This window comes from Hahella sp. HNIBRBA332 (assembly GCF_030719035.1).
Taxonomy (GTDB): Bacteria; Pseudomonadota; Gammaproteobacteria; order Pseudomonadales; family Oleiphilaceae; genus Hahella.
Genome location: NZ_CP132203.1, coordinates 3065298 through 3082584, shown reverse-complemented (window position 1 = coordinate 3082584; position 17287 = coordinate 3065298). Strand labels below are relative to the sequence as shown.

At 54.3% G+C, this 17287-nt stretch carries 17 protein-coding genes and 1 other RNA gene; 14 read left to right on the top strand and 4 right to left on the bottom strand.

What is annotated here, in order from left to right:
• Positions 1-35: 35 nt before the first annotated feature.
• Positions 36-215 (bottom strand): hypothetical protein, encoded by a 180-nt coding sequence (locus O5O45_RS13640; protein WP_011396467.1) that lies wholly within the window; start codon positions 213-215, stop codon positions 36-38.
• A 224-nt stretch (positions 216-439) separates the two neighbouring features.
• Between O5O45_RS13640 and O5O45_RS13635 the strand changes: the two genes are divergently transcribed.
• Complete coding sequence (locus O5O45_RS13635; protein ID WP_011396468.1) at positions 440-913, top strand: type III secretion system chaperone family protein; 474 nt, start codon at positions 440-442, stop codon at positions 911-913.
• 60 nt (positions 914-973) lie between these two features.
• Here the strand turns inward: O5O45_RS13635 and O5O45_RS13630 are convergent, their stop codons facing one another.
• Together O5O45_RS13630 and rimI are read right to left on the bottom strand one after the other, a co-directional pair.
• Entirely contained in the window at positions 974-1783 is an 810-nt protein-coding gene (locus O5O45_RS13630) for a TlyA family RNA methyltransferase (RefSeq protein WP_305905760.1), read from the bottom strand.
• Entirely contained in the window at positions 1776-2879 is a 1104-nt protein-coding gene (gene rimI / locus O5O45_RS13625) for a ribosomal protein S18-alanine N-acetyltransferase (protein ID WP_371747988.1), read from the bottom strand. The genes O5O45_RS13630 and rimI overlap by 8 nt, the downstream gene beginning before the upstream one ends.
• 222 nt (positions 2880-3101) lie before the next feature.
• On the opposite strand from rimI, the gene O5O45_RS13620 reads away from it, so the two are divergent.
• The 11 genes from O5O45_RS13620 to O5O45_RS13570 all read left to right on the top strand — a co-directional run bounded on the left by O5O45_RS13620 (position 3102) and on the right by O5O45_RS13570 (position 13856).
• Positions 3102-4574 (top strand): RimK family protein, encoded by a 1473-nt coding sequence (locus O5O45_RS13620; RefSeq protein WP_305905758.1) that lies wholly within the window; start codon positions 3102-3104, stop codon positions 4572-4574.
• A gap of 104 nt (positions 4575-4678) precedes the next feature.
• An RNA gene (gene ffs, locus O5O45_RS13615) (signal recognition particle sRNA small type) lies at positions 4679-4775 on the top strand.
• 228 nt (positions 4776-5003) lie between these two features.
• Complete coding sequence (dnaX, locus tag O5O45_RS13610) at positions 5004-7205, top strand: DNA polymerase III subunit gamma/tau (RefSeq protein ID WP_305905757.1); 2202 nt, start codon at positions 5004-5006, stop codon at positions 7203-7205.
• Between the two features lie 4 nt (positions 7206-7209).
• Positions 7210-7536: a YbaB/EbfC family nucleoid-associated protein gene (locus O5O45_RS13605; protein ID WP_011396473.1), complete on the top strand. Its 327-nt coding sequence runs from the start codon at positions 7210-7212 to the stop codon at positions 7534-7536.
• A 20-nt stretch (positions 7537-7556) separates the two neighbouring features.
• Positions 7557-8162, top strand: coding sequence for a recombination mediator RecR (recR, locus tag O5O45_RS13600; RefSeq protein ID WP_127971648.1), 606 nt, complete (start codon positions 7557-7559; stop codon positions 8160-8162).
• On the top strand, positions 8155-9351 hold the full coding sequence (gene rnd / locus O5O45_RS13595; RefSeq protein ID WP_305905756.1) for a ribonuclease D: 1197 nt from the start codon (positions 8155-8157) through the stop codon (positions 9349-9351). Before recR ends, rnd begins: the two co-directional genes overlap by 8 nt.
• 53 nt (positions 9352-9404) lie before the next feature.
• A complete protein-coding gene (locus tag O5O45_RS13590; protein ID WP_305905755.1) occupies positions 9405-9725 on the top strand; it encodes a YcgL domain-containing protein in 321 nt (106 codons plus the stop codon).
• A complete protein-coding gene (locus O5O45_RS13585) occupies positions 9718-10161 on the top strand; it encodes a YcgN family cysteine cluster protein (RefSeq protein WP_305905754.1) in 444 nt (147 codons plus the stop codon). Before O5O45_RS13590 ends, O5O45_RS13585 begins: the two co-directional genes overlap by 8 nt.
• A gap of 36 nt (positions 10162-10197) precedes the next feature.
• A complete protein-coding gene (locus O5O45_RS13580) occupies positions 10198-10569 on the top strand; it encodes a hypothetical protein (RefSeq protein WP_305905753.1) in 372 nt (123 codons plus the stop codon).
• A gap of 202 nt (positions 10570-10771) precedes the next feature.
• Entirely contained in the window at positions 10772-13039 is a 2268-nt protein-coding gene (locus O5O45_RS13575; protein WP_305905752.1) for a vWA domain-containing protein, read from the top strand.
• A 13-nt stretch (positions 13040-13052) separates the two neighbouring features.
• Positions 13053-13856, top strand: a complete 804-nt coding sequence (locus tag O5O45_RS13570; protein WP_305905751.1) for a class II glutamine amidotransferase — start codon at positions 13053-13055, stop codon at positions 13854-13856.
• Positions 13857-13964: 108 nt separating this feature from the next.
• Here O5O45_RS13570 and cysK read toward each other — a convergent pair whose 3' ends face one another.
• Positions 13965-14930 (bottom strand): cysteine synthase A, encoded by a 966-nt coding sequence (gene cysK / locus O5O45_RS13565; RefSeq protein ID WP_305905750.1) that lies wholly within the window; start codon positions 14928-14930, stop codon positions 13965-13967.
• A gap of 163 nt (positions 14931-15093) precedes the next feature.
• Between cysK and O5O45_RS13560 the strand changes: the two genes are divergently transcribed.
• Positions 15094-15936, top strand: a complete 843-nt coding sequence (locus O5O45_RS13560) for an AAA family ATPase (protein WP_305905749.1) — start codon at positions 15094-15096, stop codon at positions 15934-15936.
• Positions 15937-15990: 54 nt separating this feature from the next.
• A complete protein-coding gene (locus O5O45_RS13555) occupies positions 15991-17169 on the top strand; it encodes a vWA domain-containing protein (protein WP_305905748.1) in 1179 nt (392 codons plus the stop codon).
• Positions 17170-17287: the final 118 nt, after the last annotated feature.

Sequence of the window (17287 nt, the reverse complement as noted above, 5' to 3'; positions counted from 1 at the left end):
AAAGGAATAAGAACGATATAGGCGCGGTGGATTGATTAGCGTTTACCACACTCACGGGTGACGAAGTTGACTTGCAGCGCGTCGGTTGCGCTCATACCCCATTGTCCGGTCAGGTCCCGTGGATCAACGTCTTTGACTGCTTTACGGCTATAGTTGGATTCAGTTTCTTCAGCGGGTTTGGCGCTGAGTTTTTGCAGCATTTTGATAAGTTTCATGGTTTGATCCCCCGAATCACTGTCTTTAATGCAGTGGTATCAATGAAAGCGACGCGTCACGCCAAATCCCGTCAAAGAGATTGATCATAAATTGACCGGATTCATTCGCCGTCATTTGGCGGCAGGGGGTGATATAGGCTGTTAAGGTCTACTCATATAGGGATGGTTACTTTATAATCCGCGGCTTTGAAGGCCACCGCGTTAAGCGTAAGAGTAGTGTTTACATGCCCCATATTCAGTTTATTAATAGTGATAGCCTGCTTAAATGGCTAAAAGACCTGGAAGTTGATCACTACCTTTGCGGGCAGTGCCAGGGTGTGCACATCGCCGATCTGCAAAGTCAGGAAGGGGTGTTGGAAAGTCGGGTTTTTCTGGAGCAGGAATGTCTGATTTTTACTACCGAAGTAGAGTTAAGAGCGTCCGCTCTGTTGAATCTGGTTGCTGAATTGCCGCGCTTGAATGGCGCTTACGCAAATATCAAGACGTTCGCCGACTTGGCGGATGATGGGGCGCCTCGTGTGATTATGTGCGATACCTTATGGGTGTCCGCTGGCGTCACCAAGGAGCAGTTGGGAGTATTCCTGAGAAACGCCCTGGAAGCCAAGCAGGATATACTTCGCGAATGTCTCGATTGTGGATTTATCGCCACTGCGGACGCTGGCGCGCCCTCTGCGCCGATGGAGCGCGCCCTGCATTGATCCTCTCTCCGCGCAGTCCCGGCGTCGTCGGGTGCAGGCGCGCGGTTGCACTGTCCATCGTCAGGAATTCGCCACTTTGCAGGCGAAGACGAAGAACTCTCGATTACCGTCTCCGCCTGTGATGGAGCTAGGAAAGTAATCCATCACTCTGAGTCCTGCGTCCTCACAAGCCATTTTGATCTTATCTTCCACTTCGCTATAAAGACTCGCGTCTTTTACTATACCGCCTTTGCCCAGGCCCGCCGGGCCGACTTCAAATTGCGGCTTCACCAGACTGATCAACGAGCCGTTATTGGCGAGAAGCGCGGCGACAGATTTCAACACCAGCGTTTGTGAAATAAAACTCAGGTCCATGACTGCAAAGTCATAGCCAGCGCAATCAGTCGTCAATTCAAGCAGGGAGAGGGGAATTTCTTTGGCGTTGACCCCTTCAAACACCCGGACCTGAGGATGGTCTCTCAAAGATGGCGTCAACTGTCCGTGTCCAACCTCCACGCCGACTACCAAGGCAGCCCCTTGCTTGAGCGCGCAATCCGTAAATCCGCCGGTGGATTGGCCTACGTCCAGCACCGTTTTGTCCTTAAAATCCGCGCCTACCTGCGCAATGGCCCCGGCCAGCTTAAGGCCGCCTCGGGAGACGTATTCCTGCAGTTCGTTATCGAGAACCTTTATTTTGGCGTCGCTGAGCACCGTCTGACTAGGCTTGGACACCGCCTCCCAACCTGCGCCGACTTGCAGCATGATTTTCCCGAGACTGATCAGCTCCCTGGCCTGATTGCGCGAGCGACAATAGCCCTGATCCACCAGTAGTTTGTCTATTCGGCTCGCTTGCGCGCGGGAAGTGGGGAAGCGTTCTGAAATATCAGGCATTTTTTCGTCTTGTACGTTTGGGGCGTTGCGAAATAATTACGCCAGTGCGCAGTCGGTTCTGCCCAAACTGGGACATACGGTCGAACTGGGCGCGGGCGATGGGGATATATTGGTTATCGATGGCGAGCCGGTGCGACTCCTCATCCACATCCGGGTCGTGAATATATACGAAATCCGAGTCGATGGCGCTGATCATCACCCAGTGCGGCGCTTTTTTCTGGTCGAAGTGATAAGTGCTGATCAGCACCAGGGCCAGTTTGCCTTGCTTGATTTCCTGATCCAGGATTTCCTGGGTCAGCACCGTGTTGTGAATGACCACATCGGTTTCTTCGAGTTGGTGCATGAAATCCTTGTGCACCAGCTTTAATACTTCTTTTTTCTCCGTGCGCCTGACCCCTTCGAGAAACAGCGGACCTTCGTAATTGACATAGATTTCCGCCTTGAAGCCGCGTTTATGCGCCGCCAGCGCAAGTCCGTGAGGGCCGCATCCACCGTGTCCTGAGGTCATGAAAATGGTAGTGGCCTCACGCCAGATCTGTATTTCTTCCCAGTTGCGGGGGATATATTCCGTATTCAGCGTCGCCATAGCCATCATCAGCGACGCCGGGCCGCATGTGAAATCCGTGCTCTGGCTGTAATAGGGAATCTGCAGCGTTTGATTGAGCGGAGCAAAACGAATGATCTGCTTCTGGAAACGATAGGCGTCCCGATGATCTTCGTAATAATCGTGATAAACCCCAAACTGGCGATACCCCAGCTTCTTGTATAAGCCGATCGCTTCCTGGTTGTCCGTACGCACTTCCAGACGCATGAATATACAGCGACGCGAGATCGCCGACTGCTCGGCCATGTCCATCAACGCCCGCGCAACGCCTTTGCCGCGAGACTCAGGTACGATGGCGATAGAGTAGAGGCGGGCGAGGCTGGTGCCGCGATGAAATAACGTAATCGCATAGCCGCACAACTTTTCGTCCATCTCGCAAAGCACCACTGAGGCGGACTCGGATTTGATCATGTGACGAAAGCTTCTGCGGCTGAGCCGGTCCGTGGTGAAGCATGATTTTTCAAGCTCCACCAGCTCATCAAGATCTTCCATGTGGGCTTCCCGATAGTTGGGAGCCAAAGAGCGTATTACAGTTTGCGGCTGGCTTTTATTCATGCTTTTGAAATAGTTGGGGGTAAGGTCAAATATGTAGTGGACAGGCTAATTAAGTTAAGCAAGACTTAGCAAAGATGCGCAAGTCTAAAATGAACGTTCGTCATTTAATAGCGCTATAACTCCTTATCCCCCAATGCTCCCAGAGGAACCCCAAGCCGTATGTCTCGTCTTTACATAGTCGTTGAGTCTTTAAAGGATTGGACCCCCTATTATCCAAGTGAAGACGTAATATCATTTGAAGACTACCTGGCTCTACCCATCAACAAAAACGATCGCGTCAGACTGATCAATCTTTGCCGCAGCTACAAGTATCTCAGCAAAGGTTATTACTGCTCATTGCTTGCTGAGGCGCGCGGGCATCACGTCATTCCTTCCGTGCGTACACTGAACGAGATTGAAAAGCGCTCTTTGTATTCGCTGATTCTTGATCTGGACGACGACACTGCATTGTCGGCATTGAAGAAGTTGGCTAACAAGCCTGATCAAGAGCTGACCTTCCGCTGTTTCTTCGGTAAAACCAGCGACCCGGATCTGGAGCCATTGGGCGCTCTGGTGTTCGAAAAGCTGCCCTGTCCCGTGGTGGAAGTAGAGATCGAACAGAAAGGCGGTTGGAAATTGTCCGCTATGCGTCCGATAAGCCCGAAAGGCTTCGACGATCAGGAGCAGACGCTGTTCGCCAACTCATTGGACGCATTCAGCCGCAAAGTGTGGCGCAAGCCCAAAGAGCGCAAGAAATATCGCTACGACATGGCGGTATTGGTCAATCCCAAAGAGGAAATGCCGCCCAGCGACAAAGGCGCCCTGAAGAAGTTGGCCAAAGTAGGCAAACAGCTTGGCGTAGCGGTGGACCTGATCGAGCCCAAGGATTATCAGCGCATTCCTGAATACGATATGTTGTTCATTCGCGAAACGACTGCGATTGATCACCACACCTTCAAATTTTCCAAAAAGGCGGAAGCGGAAGGTCTGATAGTGATGGATGACTCCACTTCCATCATGCGGTGCACCAACAAAGTTTATCTGGCGGATTTACTGCGGGCCAATCGAGTGCCGACGCCCAAGACTCTGATAGTCAGCAAGGGCGACAAACAGCAGTTGTTGGCGGCGGCGCAGGAGTTGGGCCTGCCTATGGTGCTGAAGATTCCTGACGGTTCGTTTTCCCGGGGCGTTGTGAAAGTAGAGTCGCCGGAAGAGTTGGAGCAAAAGGCGCAAACGCTGTTCAAGCAATCGGCGTTACTGTTGGCGCAAGAGTTCATGTACACGGACTACGACTGGCGCATCGGCGTGTTGAACGGTAAGCCGTTTTACGCCTGTAAGTATTTCATGGCGCGTAACCACTGGCAGATCTATAAGCACGGCGAAGGCTCGACAGCCGCTGGCGCCTGGGCGACGTTGCCGACTTATGAAGTGCCCAAAGTGGTGCTGAGTGCAGCAGTGAAAGCCGCTGGGCTGATAGGCGACGGCTTATATGGCGTGGACGTAAAGCAGAAGGGTAATCGCGCGGCGGTCATTGAAGTCAACGATAACCCAAGTATTGAGTCCGGCGTGGAGGATAAATATCTGGGGGATGAGCTGTACCGTATTATCCTCGAGGAGTTCATTCGCCGAGCGGAAAAGAAACACAATTCCTAAGCGACGGAATTTCTGTCATTTTCATGCTTGAGCCCGCCATCTGACTTTGTTATGATGCGCGCCACTTGTGAAGAACAGCTGTTCTTGACTTGCTATGGTGGCTCTGCCGGTCCCCTCGCAACAAGAAACCGTGAACCTGGTCAGGCCCGGAAGGGAGCAGCCACAGCGGTGGATCTGTGTGCCGGGGTGTGGCTGGTGGGGCTACCTCCATCTCCTCCCTCCTGTATTTAATTTTCCTGTTGATTTCACGATTTCTGCGACGGTCTTCCAGCGTCTGCGGCGTTGTCGTTTCGGTGACAGAAAACCCCTTGCATGCTAATGTATGCGTTTGAATTTTAGTTCTTCCAAAGAGAGCGCCTTACAGGCTATGGCGGGCCGGGTGAGCAAGTTGAAGCAATATCGTAATCGCTATGAATCGATAGGAGTGGCATGGCATATCAGGTTCTAGCCAGAAAATGGCGTCCCGGCAATTTCGCGGAAATGGCGGGGCAGGAGCATGTACTCAAAGCGCTGACCAACGCCCTGAATCAGGACCGTCTGCACCATGCGTATCTGTTTACCGGCACTCGCGGCGTGGGTAAAACCACCGTGGCGAGAATCTTCGCCAAATGCCTCAATTGCGAACAAGGCGTTAGCGCCATTCCTTGCGGAGAGTGCGGTGTGTGCCGCGAAATCGCCGAAGGCAGATTCGTCGATCTGATCGAAATCGACGCCGCGTCCCGCACCAAAGTCGAGGATATGCGCGAGCTGCTCGACAATGTGCAGTACGCGCCCACCCGCAGCCGTTATAAAATCTATCTCATTGACGAAGTGCACATGCTCTCCAACTCCAGCTTCAACGCACTGTTGAAGACCCTGGAGGAGCCGCCGCCTCACGTCAAATTTCTGCTGGCCACAACAGACCCGCAGAAACTGCCGGTCACGATTCTATCGCGCTGTTTGCAGTTCAACCTCAAGAATCTGTCGCCACAACGTATTGTCACCCATTTAGCCCATGTGTTGCAGGCGGAGAATGTGCCTGCGGAAGAGGCGGCGCTGTGGGAACTGGCGCGCGCCGCGGAAGGCAGCATGCGGGACGCCATGAGCCTTACCGACCAAGCCATTGCTTTCGGCGATGGTAAGTTGGCGGCGAAAGATGTCATTGAAATGCTGGGGACCATTGAGAAGCATGTGGTCATTGACCTGCTGCGTACAATCGCCGCTCAGGATTGCGCTGCGATGCTGGCGCAAGTGAATCATATGGCCCAGTTCGCGCCGGATTACGCTTATGTGCTACAGGCGCTGGCTGAGTTGCTACACCGCGTGGCGGTGGAGCAGGCCGTGCCCGGCGGCGTCGACAACAGTTTTGGCGATCAACAACAGGTCACTGAGTTGGCGCAAACGCTGACGGCGGAAGACACCCAGCTTTACTATCAGATTGCATTAATGGGGCGTAAAGATCTGGCCTTAGCGCCCGACCCGCGTACCGGGTTTGAGATGGCTCTGTTACGAATGATCGCCTTCCGTCCCAACATCAAATCAGCCAGACAGATTCAAGCGCCTTCTGCTGTTTCGGCGACAGCCTCGGCTGACGACGATAAGGAAAGCGCTCAACCGGGGCCATCCCAGACTGAATCGGTGGCGGCAGCGCAACCAGCGGTAGAGGCCACGCCAGAGCCGGCGAAAGAAGCTGTGGCTCCGCAACCGGAGCCGCAACAGCAGACTCCAGAAGAGCCCGTTGCGCCATCGCCGCAAGAACCGCCCCGACAGACGTTTCCTCAGCAAGAGCTGCAGCAGCCGGAACCACATAATCCGGGCGATGCGCCAGTCATTGACGCCTCACCTGTAACGCCTGCCCACCCCGTGGAGCGGTCGACCTCCAAGCATTCTGAAGCAGAACCGCCGCCAGTTGATGATTACGATGCGTACTTTGCCGATGATCCAGGGCCTTCCGATGCGGATTATGGCTTTTCTAACTATCCGGCGGACGCTGGTTATCACGACGATGGAAATCATGTCGCGCCAGCGACAAAGCCACAGCCGCATGGCGAGCGTCTTCAGGCGACTGCGCCAGTCCAGGAACAACAGGTAAGGGAGGCAGTAGCTCCGCACCCAAAGCCAGTAACTGAATCTGGCCCGGGTCCGCAGGCAAGTCCTGGGAGCGCTGAGCCAATGAATTCAGCCCCTCCCGTTGTGGCGTCGACCCGCGTCAAGAAGCCTCCAGCTGGTCCTTTGACGCCGCCATTGGAGGGCGAACCGACCATGAAGGGAATGGTGTGGAAGGATGCGGTCCGGCGCCTCGCCATCAGCGGAATGACCGCCACCCTGGCGCAACGTTGCGCTTTAGAGGCGGTGACGCCAGGCTTGGTCATATTCACGATTGATCGCGAACATCTCGACTTTTTTAATGAGGCTCAACGTGAGCGCTTGCGCGCGGCGGTGTCGGAATTCCTGGGCGAAGCGGTTAAAATCGAAGTCTCAGCCGGCGAATCGAAATGGTTGACGCCGCTGCAGTATGCGGAGCGACGCAGGGCTGAGTTGCAACAACAGGCGGAAACGGCCATTCGCAATGATCCCAATATTCAGATGATGGCGGGACGCTTCGGCGCAGCGGTCATCGAAAACAGTATTGAGCCTATTATTCAGGAGTAGACATATGATTAAAGGTAACATGGGCGACTTGATGAAGCAGGCCCAAAAGATTCAGGAACAAATGCAGAAAGCTCAGGAAGAGCTGGCTAATGCAGAAGTGAGCGGAGAGTCCGGCGGCGGGTTGATCAAAATTGTCATGAATGGCCGCCATGATGTGAAAAAAGTGGAGATCGACGCCAGCTTGATGCAGGAAGAGAAGGAAATCCTGGAGGATCTGCTGGCGGCGGCGGTGAATGACGCCGTGCGTAAAGTGGAAAAGAACAACCAGGATAAAATGTCGAACATGACTGCAGGTCTGGGCATTCCTCCTAATTTCAAAATGCCGTTTTAATGACGGAGTAGTATCCATATATGTCTTCCAGTCTGACGCCCGCTATTGATCAGTTGGTCCGTTGTCTGCGATATCTTCCCGGCGTGGGGGCGAAGTCCGCCACTCGCATGGCGCTTAATCTGCTGGAAAGAGATCAGGGTAGAGCGGCGGATCTGGCCATTGCCATCAGCGATGCGCTCACCAGGGTGAAACGTTGCTCCCGCTGCCAGAATTTTTGCGAGGCGGACCTTTGCTCGATTTGCGAAAGCCCGAAACGGGATGATCGCGTTCTCTGTGTGGTGGAATCGCCGACGGACGTGCTGGCGATTGAGCAGACGTCGGATTATAGCGGCCGTTACTTTGTGCTGATGGGGCACTTGTCGCCGATAGACGGCATAGGTCCTGAAGACATTGGCGTTGATAAGCTCAAGCAGCTACTGCAGGAAAGCGCCGTCAGCGAGCTGATCCTGGCTACCAACCCCACCGTGGAAGGTGAAGCGACGGCGCATTTTATCGCCCATATCGCCAAAGACTTGAACATTCCTGTGTCCCGAATCGCCCATGGCATTCCCCTTGGAGGAGAACTGGGCATGATCGACAGCGGCACGTTAAGTCACGCACTGCAAGGTCGAAAACCGTTTGCCTAACGATACGCCCCTCTCCGCTATATATCCGCCGGATTATGAAAGTCTCTGGATAGACACGCCGGCTGCCTTGCAGGATGCCCTGCAGCGCCTGGAAAAGACCGACTGGCTGGCGGTGGATACGGAATTTATCCGTGGAACCACGTTTTATCCTGCGCCGGCTCTACTGCAGCTTTATGATCGCCAGTGCGTGTATCTGGTGGATATGCTGAAAATCACCGATTGGAGTGGAGTCAGTCGACTGTTCGAGAACCGCGACATACTTAAGGTGGTGCATGCCTGCAGCGAGGATCTGGAGTTGTTTAACTGCGTTGGCTTGTCGCAGCCCTACGGCATGATCGACACTCAGGTCGCCAATGCGCTTCTGGATGGTGAGCTGAATGAAGGCCTGCAGTCGCTGGTGCGACAAAACCTGGGGATTGAGCTGGAGAAGCAAGCGACGCGCTCAGACTGGACGCAACGGCCGCTCACAGACAAGCAGATTCAATACGCCCAGGAAGATGTAGTGGTGTTGTGGCCGCTCTATCAGAAGCTGGAAGAAGGATTGCGCCAGTCCGGCAAGTACGAAATTGCGTTGGAAGAAGGCGAGGCCATGCGTTTGGCCGCCGCCGGGGTTCAGGACGTAGGGCGCTACTATTTGAAGTTGCGTGGCGGATGGCGTTTGCGCAAAGGCGCGCAGCAGTTGCTGGCGAAACTGGCGGCATGGCGCGAGCAGGAGGCGAGAGGGAGGGATATCCCACGCAAGAAGATCTGCCCTGACGACGAGTTGATCGCCATCGCTCAACGTCGGCCTCGCACCTTGGGGCAGCTCACGGAGATCACCTCTATTCAGGGCGCCGGGCTACGCCGGTATGGGACGGAACTGGTGGGAATGGTGCGTGAGCATATGCAGTCCGAAGGCGATGAGCCTGAGGCCGGATTTGAAATGATACGTCCGCCGATTCCGCGGGAATATCAGGACTTAGTAAAGAAAGTAAAAAAACTGACGCAAAAGCTGGCGCGAGAACACCGCATCAACGTGGGCCTGCTCGCCAGCCGGGGATTGCTGGAAGAGTTTGTTTATTGGCATATCCAGGGTGGAGTGGGGACGCAACCGCAGTTGCTACAGGGCTGGCGCGGCCGTATCTGCGCAGCGCCGCTTGAACGCTGGTTGCAGAACGACAACTCCGTCCCGCCCCAGCAATCGTCGTAAGGCCCCGGTTATTCTCGTAAAGAGTGAAGTTAGGTATTGAGGAAAAACAGGTTATGACTCCGGATCGCAGACTGATTTCCATTTTCAGAAGTTCCAAGAAAGAGGAAATGTATGTCTATGTGGATAAAAAGCAGGGCGTTGGCGCATTGCCGGAAGCGTTACTGCAACTTTTTGGCAAACCGCAGCATGTTTTTGATCTGTTGCTGACGAAAGAAAAGCCATTGGCCAGGGCGGACGCGACGGAAGTGATGAGCGCCATTGACGAAAAAGGTTTCTATCTGCAGATGCCGTCTGTCCAGGACGATTACATGATGGATGTGGTGCGCGCGCGCGAACAACGTCCTGCGGTGGGACGCAAAGATCAGGATGACTGAGTCGCGCTGGTGGGAGCAGCCACTGGATGGGCTGAGCCACGTGCAATGGGAGTCGCTGTGCGACGGCTGCGGCAAGTGCTGCCTGCACAAGTTGCAGGATGAGGAAAGCGACGGGCTTTACTTCACCGCCGTAGCCTGCCGTTATCTGGATGCTGAAAGGGTGCAGTGTAATTGCTATACTGCGCGCGCATCGAAGAACCCGGATTGTCTGGTTATCTCACCGGAAAATCTTCCCGAAATCAGTGACTGGCTGCCAAAGACCTGCGCATATCGTCTTCGTTTTGAAAATCAGACGTTACCAGCCTGGCACCCTTTGATCAGTGGGGATTCGCGCTCTGTGGAGGCGGCGGGGCAGTCCGTGCGACACAGAACGATAAGCGAAGACGACATCGACCCGGACGATTGGGAAGAACTGATTCTTATCGATATGATTTGAACGCTTGAAGCAACAGTTATTGAAAAGTAGAAAATTATGCTGACAGATTTTGGTTATATCGCCGGTTGGGTTGCTTATCTCGTAGCGGCGCTGGCTTTGTACGCATTAATGATGCCGTTGTTCAACCGTTGTGGTCCTCGTCCCGTGCAACTATTCCTGCGCAGCTTGCTGGCGGTGGTGTTGTTTACTCCTGCAATGTCCGTCCCTAAAGAAGGCCTGTGGGCGCCCGCCCATATCGTCGCCGCATACAACTGGCTCCAGCATGATGACAGCGCCGCCTTGCAGGCGGGCCTGCTGATGTTGGCGGCCTGGTGCGTTATCGGTCTGCTGTTCGCGTTGCAAGTGGTGCTTGGCAAGCTCTTCGTCACCTCCAAACCAGCGCCTGCTAAGCCTGGACGACGTACATAATTACTTAAAAATCAATTAAGTCCCTTCGCTTTTTTAAGCAATTCCTGCGTATTTTATTGTTGTTGCAACAAAACCTGCTATAACTTGAAGTAAGGATGGCCGCGGGCTCGGCCGCGCTGCGCCCGCCAGCGGTCGATATTTCCAGCGGAGACGGCTGCTGAGCGGCTACATTCGCCTGCGCCAACTTGGAATACGCTCGAATATGACATTGCTTTTCCGCCAGATTCTCGTTTGCCTGTGTTGTAGTTTGATGCTGTGGCGAGTCGCCTCCGCGCAGATGGAGTTGCCTCCGCCTGCGGACGTACGCGTGCTCATCGATATTTCCGGCAGTATGAAGAAGAATGACCCGAAAAATCTGCGGCGGCCGGCCCTTAATCTGGTGACGGAGCTGTTGCCAGCGGGCGATTCAGCGGGGGTATGGACATTCGGTGAGTATGTTAATGTGCTGGCGCCTCATCAGGTCGTCGACCCCAATTGGCGTCGCCTGGCCAAGGATAAGGCCAAGGAAATCAGCTCGACGGCGCTATACACCAATATCGGCGCGGCGCTGGAGAAAGCCTCCGAGGACTTTGTTGAAGGTAAGGATTACAGCAACACGCATTTCATTCTGCTCACCGACGGCGTGGTGGATATCTCACAAAAGCCGGGAGAGAATGTAGCTGAGCGTGACCGCGTCCTGACTCAGGTGCTGAAAAGAATTGCCAGCTTCGGCGCCAAGATTCACACCATTGCGCTATCCAAGAATGCGGATCAGATGTTGCTGCAACGACTTTCCATTGGCAGTAATGGCATTAACGCCATTGCGGAAACTTCCGATCAATTGAGTCGTGTCTTTCTGCAAGCCTTCGAGCGTGCGGCGCCGGCTGAAGAGGTGCCTCTGGAAGACAATGCGTTTGATGTGGACTCAAGCATTGAAGAGTTTACCGCTCTGGTGTTTCGCGCCAGCGAAAATGTGGAAACCGCCATTGTAGAGCCCACCGGCAAGCGTTTCACCGAACAAGATCGTCCCGACTACGTTAAGTGGTTCAAGGCGGCGGGCTATGATCTGATTACCGTGCAAAGACCTTTGGAAGGAGAGTGGAAGCTGGATGCCGAGCTGGCGTCTGGCAGCCGGGTGACGGTCGTAAGCAATCTGAAAATGGTGGTGGACCCACTGCCTGCGAACTTCTACGCGGGAGATCATCTGGAACTCAAGATCGGCTTTTTTGAAGACGGGACATTGGTGCAAAACCGGACTTTTCTGGACCTTGTAGCGGTGGACGTCACCATTCGGACAGAGGACAACAAATCCGGCACCAAGCGGATTTCCAAAGAAGGCTCACCTCCATCCGACGGCGTATTTCGTGAAAGCATTACCAAGCTCAAACAGATCGGCAAGTACGAAGTGCTGGTGCAGGCCGACGGCCGCACGTTCAAGCGGCAGTCGCGGCAGCTGATCACATTGAACGCGCCAATGGCGGTGGATCTTGAAGCCACCGGCGCTGGGGCGGATACCCGCTACAAAATTGTCATCAGTCCCCTTAGTCCAAATATCAGTGAAGCGAAGACCTCTATTATCGCCAAGATCAAAGGACCGGATGGCGGCAACCTGATTAAATCCATTCCGTTTACCCAGGAAACAGGGCGCTGGGAGTTGGAAGTCGACGCTACCCGGGGCGATGGCGTGTATGAAGTCATGTTGAGAGTGGAGGGGGAAACCCATTCCGGCTCCGCCTTCCGTTTCGAGCCTGACAGCGTCATGGCCGAGTTCCCACGCCAGGAGGCGTCGCCGAACGAATACCGTTCACTGGTGAACGACAGCAGCGTGGAACAAATGAATGAAACCCTGGTGCAGGAAGCCGTCAAGGCGCCAGAGCCATCGAAGCAGCCTGAAGAAGATGCCATCGCGCCGCCCATTACGCCGGAAATGCAGGATCAAGCAGCGACGGAGCAGCAGGACGCCGCGACGGAGGAGGGAAGCTCCAACGCCATGTTGTGGATTATCATCGCAGCCAGCAGCGCCACCATACTGTTGCTGGCGGCGGGGGCCAGTTATTGGATATACCGCAAACGCCGCATCGAAAAGGAAGTTCGTGAGCCCGTGGAGACCTCCAGGCTGGATAACTCTGATGAAGTTCCCTCCCTGGAAGAATCCGGTCATGATCTGGAAGATGAGATAGAGCAGCTGGAACAGCCTATTGATGTCGCAGAAGAACCCTCTATGATGAATGAGGCGGACGATATGGAATTCGGCATGGAGGAGGAAGCGGAACCGGAACCGAAAAAAGAGGAGGAAGATGAGCCGCCCATGAGTTCACCCGACGCTGAAGATACGGACGCTGAAGATACGGACGCGGAAGCGCTGGCGGACGAGATTCTGGCTTCCAACGAGAAAGCCAGAGACATGGATGATGAGTTTAACCTGGAAGATTTTGATATATCCGATACCGATGACCTCCCCGCCGGATCGGAAGACGAAGACAAAAAGTAGTTAACTTCTGATCATGTGCCAACTTCTTGGAATGAGCGCGAATGCGCCGACGGATATTTGTTTTTCCTGGACCGGTCTGATGTTTCGCGGTGGTCAGACCGGGCCGCATAAAGACGGCTGGGGCATCGCCTTTTATGAAGGTAAGGGGCTGCGTGAGTTCCGTGATCCCAATCCCAGCGCCACCTCGGAAATCGCTCGGTTTATCAGCCAGTATCCCATTAAAAGCCGCACGGTCATCAGCCACATCCGACAAGCCAACGTCGGCGACATCAGTCTGGAAAACACCCATCCCTTCATTCGCGAACTGGGCGGTTACTATTGGTGTTTCGCGCATAATGGCCAACTGAAATCCTACCAGGACCTGCCTCTGGGGCGTTTTCGTCCGGTGGGAGAAACCGACAGCGAGCACGCGTTTTGCTGGTTGCTGGAGGATGTCGCCAGCGGTTGTAATGACTTCGCCAGTCTGGAGTGCTTAGGGGGAAGGCTGTATGAGAATTGTCTGGAGCTGACGTCGAGAGGCGTGTTCAACATGCTTTTCACCAACTCGGAGTATTTGTTCGCGTACTGCTCCACCAAATTGTACTGGATCACTCGTCAGGCGCCCTTTGGCTGCGCCTCTTTGGAAGATGGTGAGATCCGGGTGAACTTCGAAGAGCACACCAATCCCACCGACAAAGTCACCATGATCGTCACGGAGCCGTTGACCGTCGATGAAGAATGGCGACAAATGCGCCCTGGGGAGTTAATCGCTTTTAGAGATGGCGAAGTCGCCGCCAGATGGTATGAAGAAGGGGCGGTTAAGCTTGCTGAAACCTAGACGCGGTGTCTCACTGAAGGTGAATCCCGCCAGCAAAAGCTGAAACGCCGGCGCGAGGGCCGGCGTTGTCTAACTTCTAACTTCTAACTTCTAAACTCTAATTTCTAACTACTGCACGTTTTCCGCTTCAGTAAAAAAGTTGTCGAACAAGGCGGTGGACAGATAGCGCTCCGCGCTGTCCGGTAGGATAACCACGATATTCTTGTCCTTGAATTCGTCACGCTCCGCCAAACGGACTGCAACAGCCGCCGCTGCGCCGCAGGAGATGCCGCAGAGGATGCCTTCTTCCCGCATCAGGCGGTGAGCCATTTCGATAGCCTCTTCGTTGGTGACTTGCTCAACCAGATCCACCATGTCCAGATCCAGGTTTTGCGGTACGAAACCTGCGCCGATACCCTGAATTTTGTGAGGGGCGGGCTGCAATTCCTGGCCTTTGATGGTTTGAGTGATCACAGGAGAGGCGGTGGGCTCGACGGCCACGGATGTAATGTTTTTGCCCATGGTGTTTTTGATGTAGCGAGAGACGCCGGTAATGGTGCCGCCGGTGCCGACGCCAGCGACCAGGACATCGATTGCGCCTTCCAGGTCCCGCCAGATTTCAGGGCCGGTGGTCTTTTCATGGATTTCCGGGTTGGCGGGGTTATCGAACTGTTGCAGCATCAAGTGTTGTTGCGGGTCCTGAGAAACGATTTCCGACGCTTTCTCAATGGCGCCTTTCATACCCTTGGGCCCTTCGGTCAGTACAATCTCCGCGCCCAGCGCTTTCATCGCCTTGCGACGCTCCAGGCTCATGGTGGCGGGCATGGTCAGAATCAGTTTATATCCCCGTGCGGCGGCGACGAAGGCGAGAGCGATACCGGTGTTGCCGCTGGTGGGTTCAACCAGGGTCATGCCAGGTTTGAGGCGACCGGATTTCTCCGCATCCCATACCATGTTTGCGCCGATACGGCATTTTACGGAGTAGGCCGGGTTACGGCCTTCAATTTTGGCGAACACGTTGCCTTTGGTGACGCGATTCAGCTTCACCAACGGCGTGTTGCCGATGGACATGGAGTTGTCTTCGTAGACGTTCATTATTTATCTCCTTGCAGATTAAGTAGATTTCCCCGGCCACAACAATACGAGCGTGAGGGATAGCTTAGCGGCTGGCATGAAATATTTGAATGTTTTCGGGTAATATATCCGCTTATAACTCCTCTAATAATGACGCATTCACACAACATACAAGGTTTTACACATGAAGTTTTCCGGCACCAAGAACTATGTCGCCACTGACGACCTGCAATTGGCGGTCAACGCCGCCATTCGATTACAGCGACCGCTTCTCATCAAAGGCGAACCGGGTACGGGCAAGACCATGCTGGCGGAAGAGCTGGCGGAGGCCCTGGGCGCGCCTTTGATTCAGTGGCACATCAAGTCCACCACCAAGGCCCAGCAAGGACTTTACGAATATGACGCGGTTTCGCGCCTGCGCGACTCCCAGCTGGGAGACGACCGCGTTCACGACATTCGCAATTACATAAAAAAAGGCAAGCTGTGGGAGGCGTTTGAATCCGAACAGCAGGCGGTGCTGTTGATTGATGAGATTGATAAAGCGGACATTGAGTTCCCCAACGACCTGTTGTTGGAGCTGGATAAAATGGAGTTCTACGTTTACGAGACCCAGGAGCGAATCCGCGCGACCACCCGTCCTATTGTCATCATCACCAGCAATAACGAGAAAGAGTTGCCTGACGCTTTCCTGCGACGCTGCTTCTTCCACTACATCAACTTTCCCGACAAAGACACCATGGAGTCGATCATCGACGTCCACTACCCAGGCATCCAGCGCTCGCTAGTGAAGGATGCACTGGATGTTTTTTTCGATGTGCGCAAAGTGCCTGGATTGAAGAAAAAGCCGTCGACATCGGAGTTGATCGACTGGCTCAAGCTGCTAATGGCGGACAATCTTCCCGAGGACGTGTTGCGCAACCACGATCCCAGTCAGGCCATACCTCCCCTGTACGGCGCTCTGGTGAAGAACGAGCAGGATGTCCACCTATTGCAGAAACTGGCGTTCATGACGCGCAGAAAAGGCTGATCGCAGCAATGAGCGGACGCAATACTGCGTCTGTGAGCAAAGGAGGACACTTATATGTTGATTGATTTCTTCCTGACGCTGCGCAAGAACAAGGTGCCGGCGTCCTTACGGGAGCTGCTCGACCTGCTGGAGGCTCTGCAACAGGGGCTGGCGTTTGCGGATATGGACGACTTTTATTACCTGAGCCGCGCCTGTCTGGTGAAGGATGAGAAGCACTACGACAAGTTTGACCAGGCTTTCGGCGTCTACTTCAAAGGGCTGGAAGATCTGAATGCTGTGTTGGAGGCGCTGATCCCCGAGGATTGGCTACGGGCGGAATTTGAAAAACAGCTCACCGATGAGGAAAAGGCCAAGATTGAATCCCTGGGAGGCTTGGAAGAGTTGATTGAGGCGTTTAAAAAGCGCCTTGAGGAGCAGAAAGAGCGTCATCAGGGCGGCAATAAATGGATCGGGACTGGCGGCACGTCGCCATTCGGGGCGAACGGCTATAACCCGGAAGGTATCCGCATCGGGCAAAACGGCTCCCGCAACCGCCGTGCGGTGAAGGTTTGGGAGCAGCGCACGTATAAGGATCTGGACGATTCCATCACTCTTGGCATCCGCAATATCAAGGTGGCGTTGCGTCGTCTTCGCAAATTCGCCCGTCAGGGCGCGGCGGAAGAGTTGGATATGCCGGATACCATCCGCAGCACCGCCAATAACGCCGGATACCTGGATATCAAGATGGTGCCGGAGCGCCATAACTCTGTAAAAGTGCTGCTGTTTTTCGACATCGGCGGTTCTATGGACCCGCATATTCGCGTATGTGAAGAGTTGTTCTCCGCCGCGCGCAGCGAGTTCAAGCACATGGAGTACTATTACTTCCACAATTTCATCTACGAAGGCGTGTGGAAGAATAATATTCGCCGCGTCAGCGAAACCATCCCAACCTGGGATATCCTGCATAAGTACGCATCGGATTACCGGGTGATTTTCGTAGGCGACGCCAGCATGGCGCCTTATGAGATCACGCATCCGGGAGGCAGTATTGAGCATTGGAATGAAGAAGCCGGGGCGGTCTGGATGCAACGGGTGACGGATAAGTTCGACAAGGTGATCTGGCTGAATCCCTATCCCCAGGACTACTGGGGCATGGGCGGCTCGTTGGAAATCACCCGGCAGTTGGTCAACCAGCATATGTATCCGCTGACCATCGACGGGCTGGAGCAGGGTATGAAGTACCTGAGCAAGTAAACCTTTTTCCTTTCTTTGCGCGCCGTCGCTGGGCGGCGCGCCTTCATTGTCTCACTTCTACTATTTATGCTTTTGCGCGGCGCCGGCGAATCAGGCGTCAGTGGCGAACGCTAACTAT

What these genes read in the sequence shown, in the direction of transcription:
- O5O45_RS13620 (WP_305905758.1), top strand. Translation starts at nt 3,102, where the DNA reads ATGTCTCGTCTTTACATAGTCGTTGAGTCTTTAAAGGATTGGACCCCC.
- recR (WP_127971648.1), top strand. Translation starts at nt 7,557, where the DNA reads ATGTCTTCCAGTCTGACGCCCGCTATTGATCAGTTGGTCCGTTGTCTG.
- O5O45_RS13605 (WP_011396473.1), top strand. Translation starts at nt 7,210, where the DNA reads ATGATTAAAGGTAACATGGGCGACTTGATGAAGCAGGCCCAAAAGATT.
- O5O45_RS13570 (WP_305905751.1), top strand. Translation starts at nt 13,053, where the DNA reads ATGTGCCAACTTCTTGGAATGAGCGCGAATGCGCCGACGGATATTTGT.
- O5O45_RS13555 (WP_305905748.1), top strand. Translation starts at nt 15,991, where the DNA reads ATGTTGATTGATTTCTTCCTGACGCTGCGCAAGAACAAGGTGCCGGCG.
- O5O45_RS13630 (WP_305905760.1), bottom strand. Translation starts at nt 1,783, where the DNA reads ATGCCTGATATTTCAGAACGCTTCCCCACTTCCCGCGCGCAAGCGAGC.
- O5O45_RS13635 (WP_011396468.1), top strand. Translation starts at nt 440, where the DNA reads ATGCCCCATATTCAGTTTATTAATAGTGATAGCCTGCTTAAATGGCTA.
- O5O45_RS13640 (WP_011396467.1), bottom strand. Translation starts at nt 215, where the DNA reads ATGAAACTTATCAAAATGCTGCAAAAACTCAGCGCCAAACCCGCTGAA.
- dnaX (WP_305905757.1), top strand. Translation starts at nt 5,004, where the DNA reads ATGGCATATCAGGTTCTAGCCAGAAAATGGCGTCCCGGCAATTTCGCG.
- rimI (WP_371747988.1), bottom strand. Translation starts at nt 2,879, where the DNA reads ATGGAAGATCTTGATGAGCTGGTGGAGCTTGAAAAATCATGCTTCACC.
- O5O45_RS13580 (WP_305905753.1), top strand. Translation starts at nt 10,198, where the DNA reads ATGCTGACAGATTTTGGTTATATCGCCGGTTGGGTTGCTTATCTCGTA.
- O5O45_RS13590 (WP_305905755.1), top strand. Translation starts at nt 9,405, where the DNA reads ATGACTCCGGATCGCAGACTGATTTCCATTTTCAGAAGTTCCAAGAAA.
- O5O45_RS13585 (WP_305905754.1), top strand. Translation starts at nt 9,718, where the DNA reads ATGACTGAGTCGCGCTGGTGGGAGCAGCCACTGGATGGGCTGAGCCAC.
- O5O45_RS13560 (WP_305905749.1), top strand. Translation starts at nt 15,094, where the DNA reads ATGAAGTTTTCCGGCACCAAGAACTATGTCGCCACTGACGACCTGCAA.
- O5O45_RS13575 (WP_305905752.1), top strand. Translation starts at nt 10,772, where the DNA reads ATGACATTGCTTTTCCGCCAGATTCTCGTTTGCCTGTGTTGTAGTTTG.
- cysK (WP_305905750.1), bottom strand. Translation starts at nt 14,930, where the DNA reads ATGAACGTCTACGAAGACAACTCCATGTCCATCGGCAACACGCCGTTG.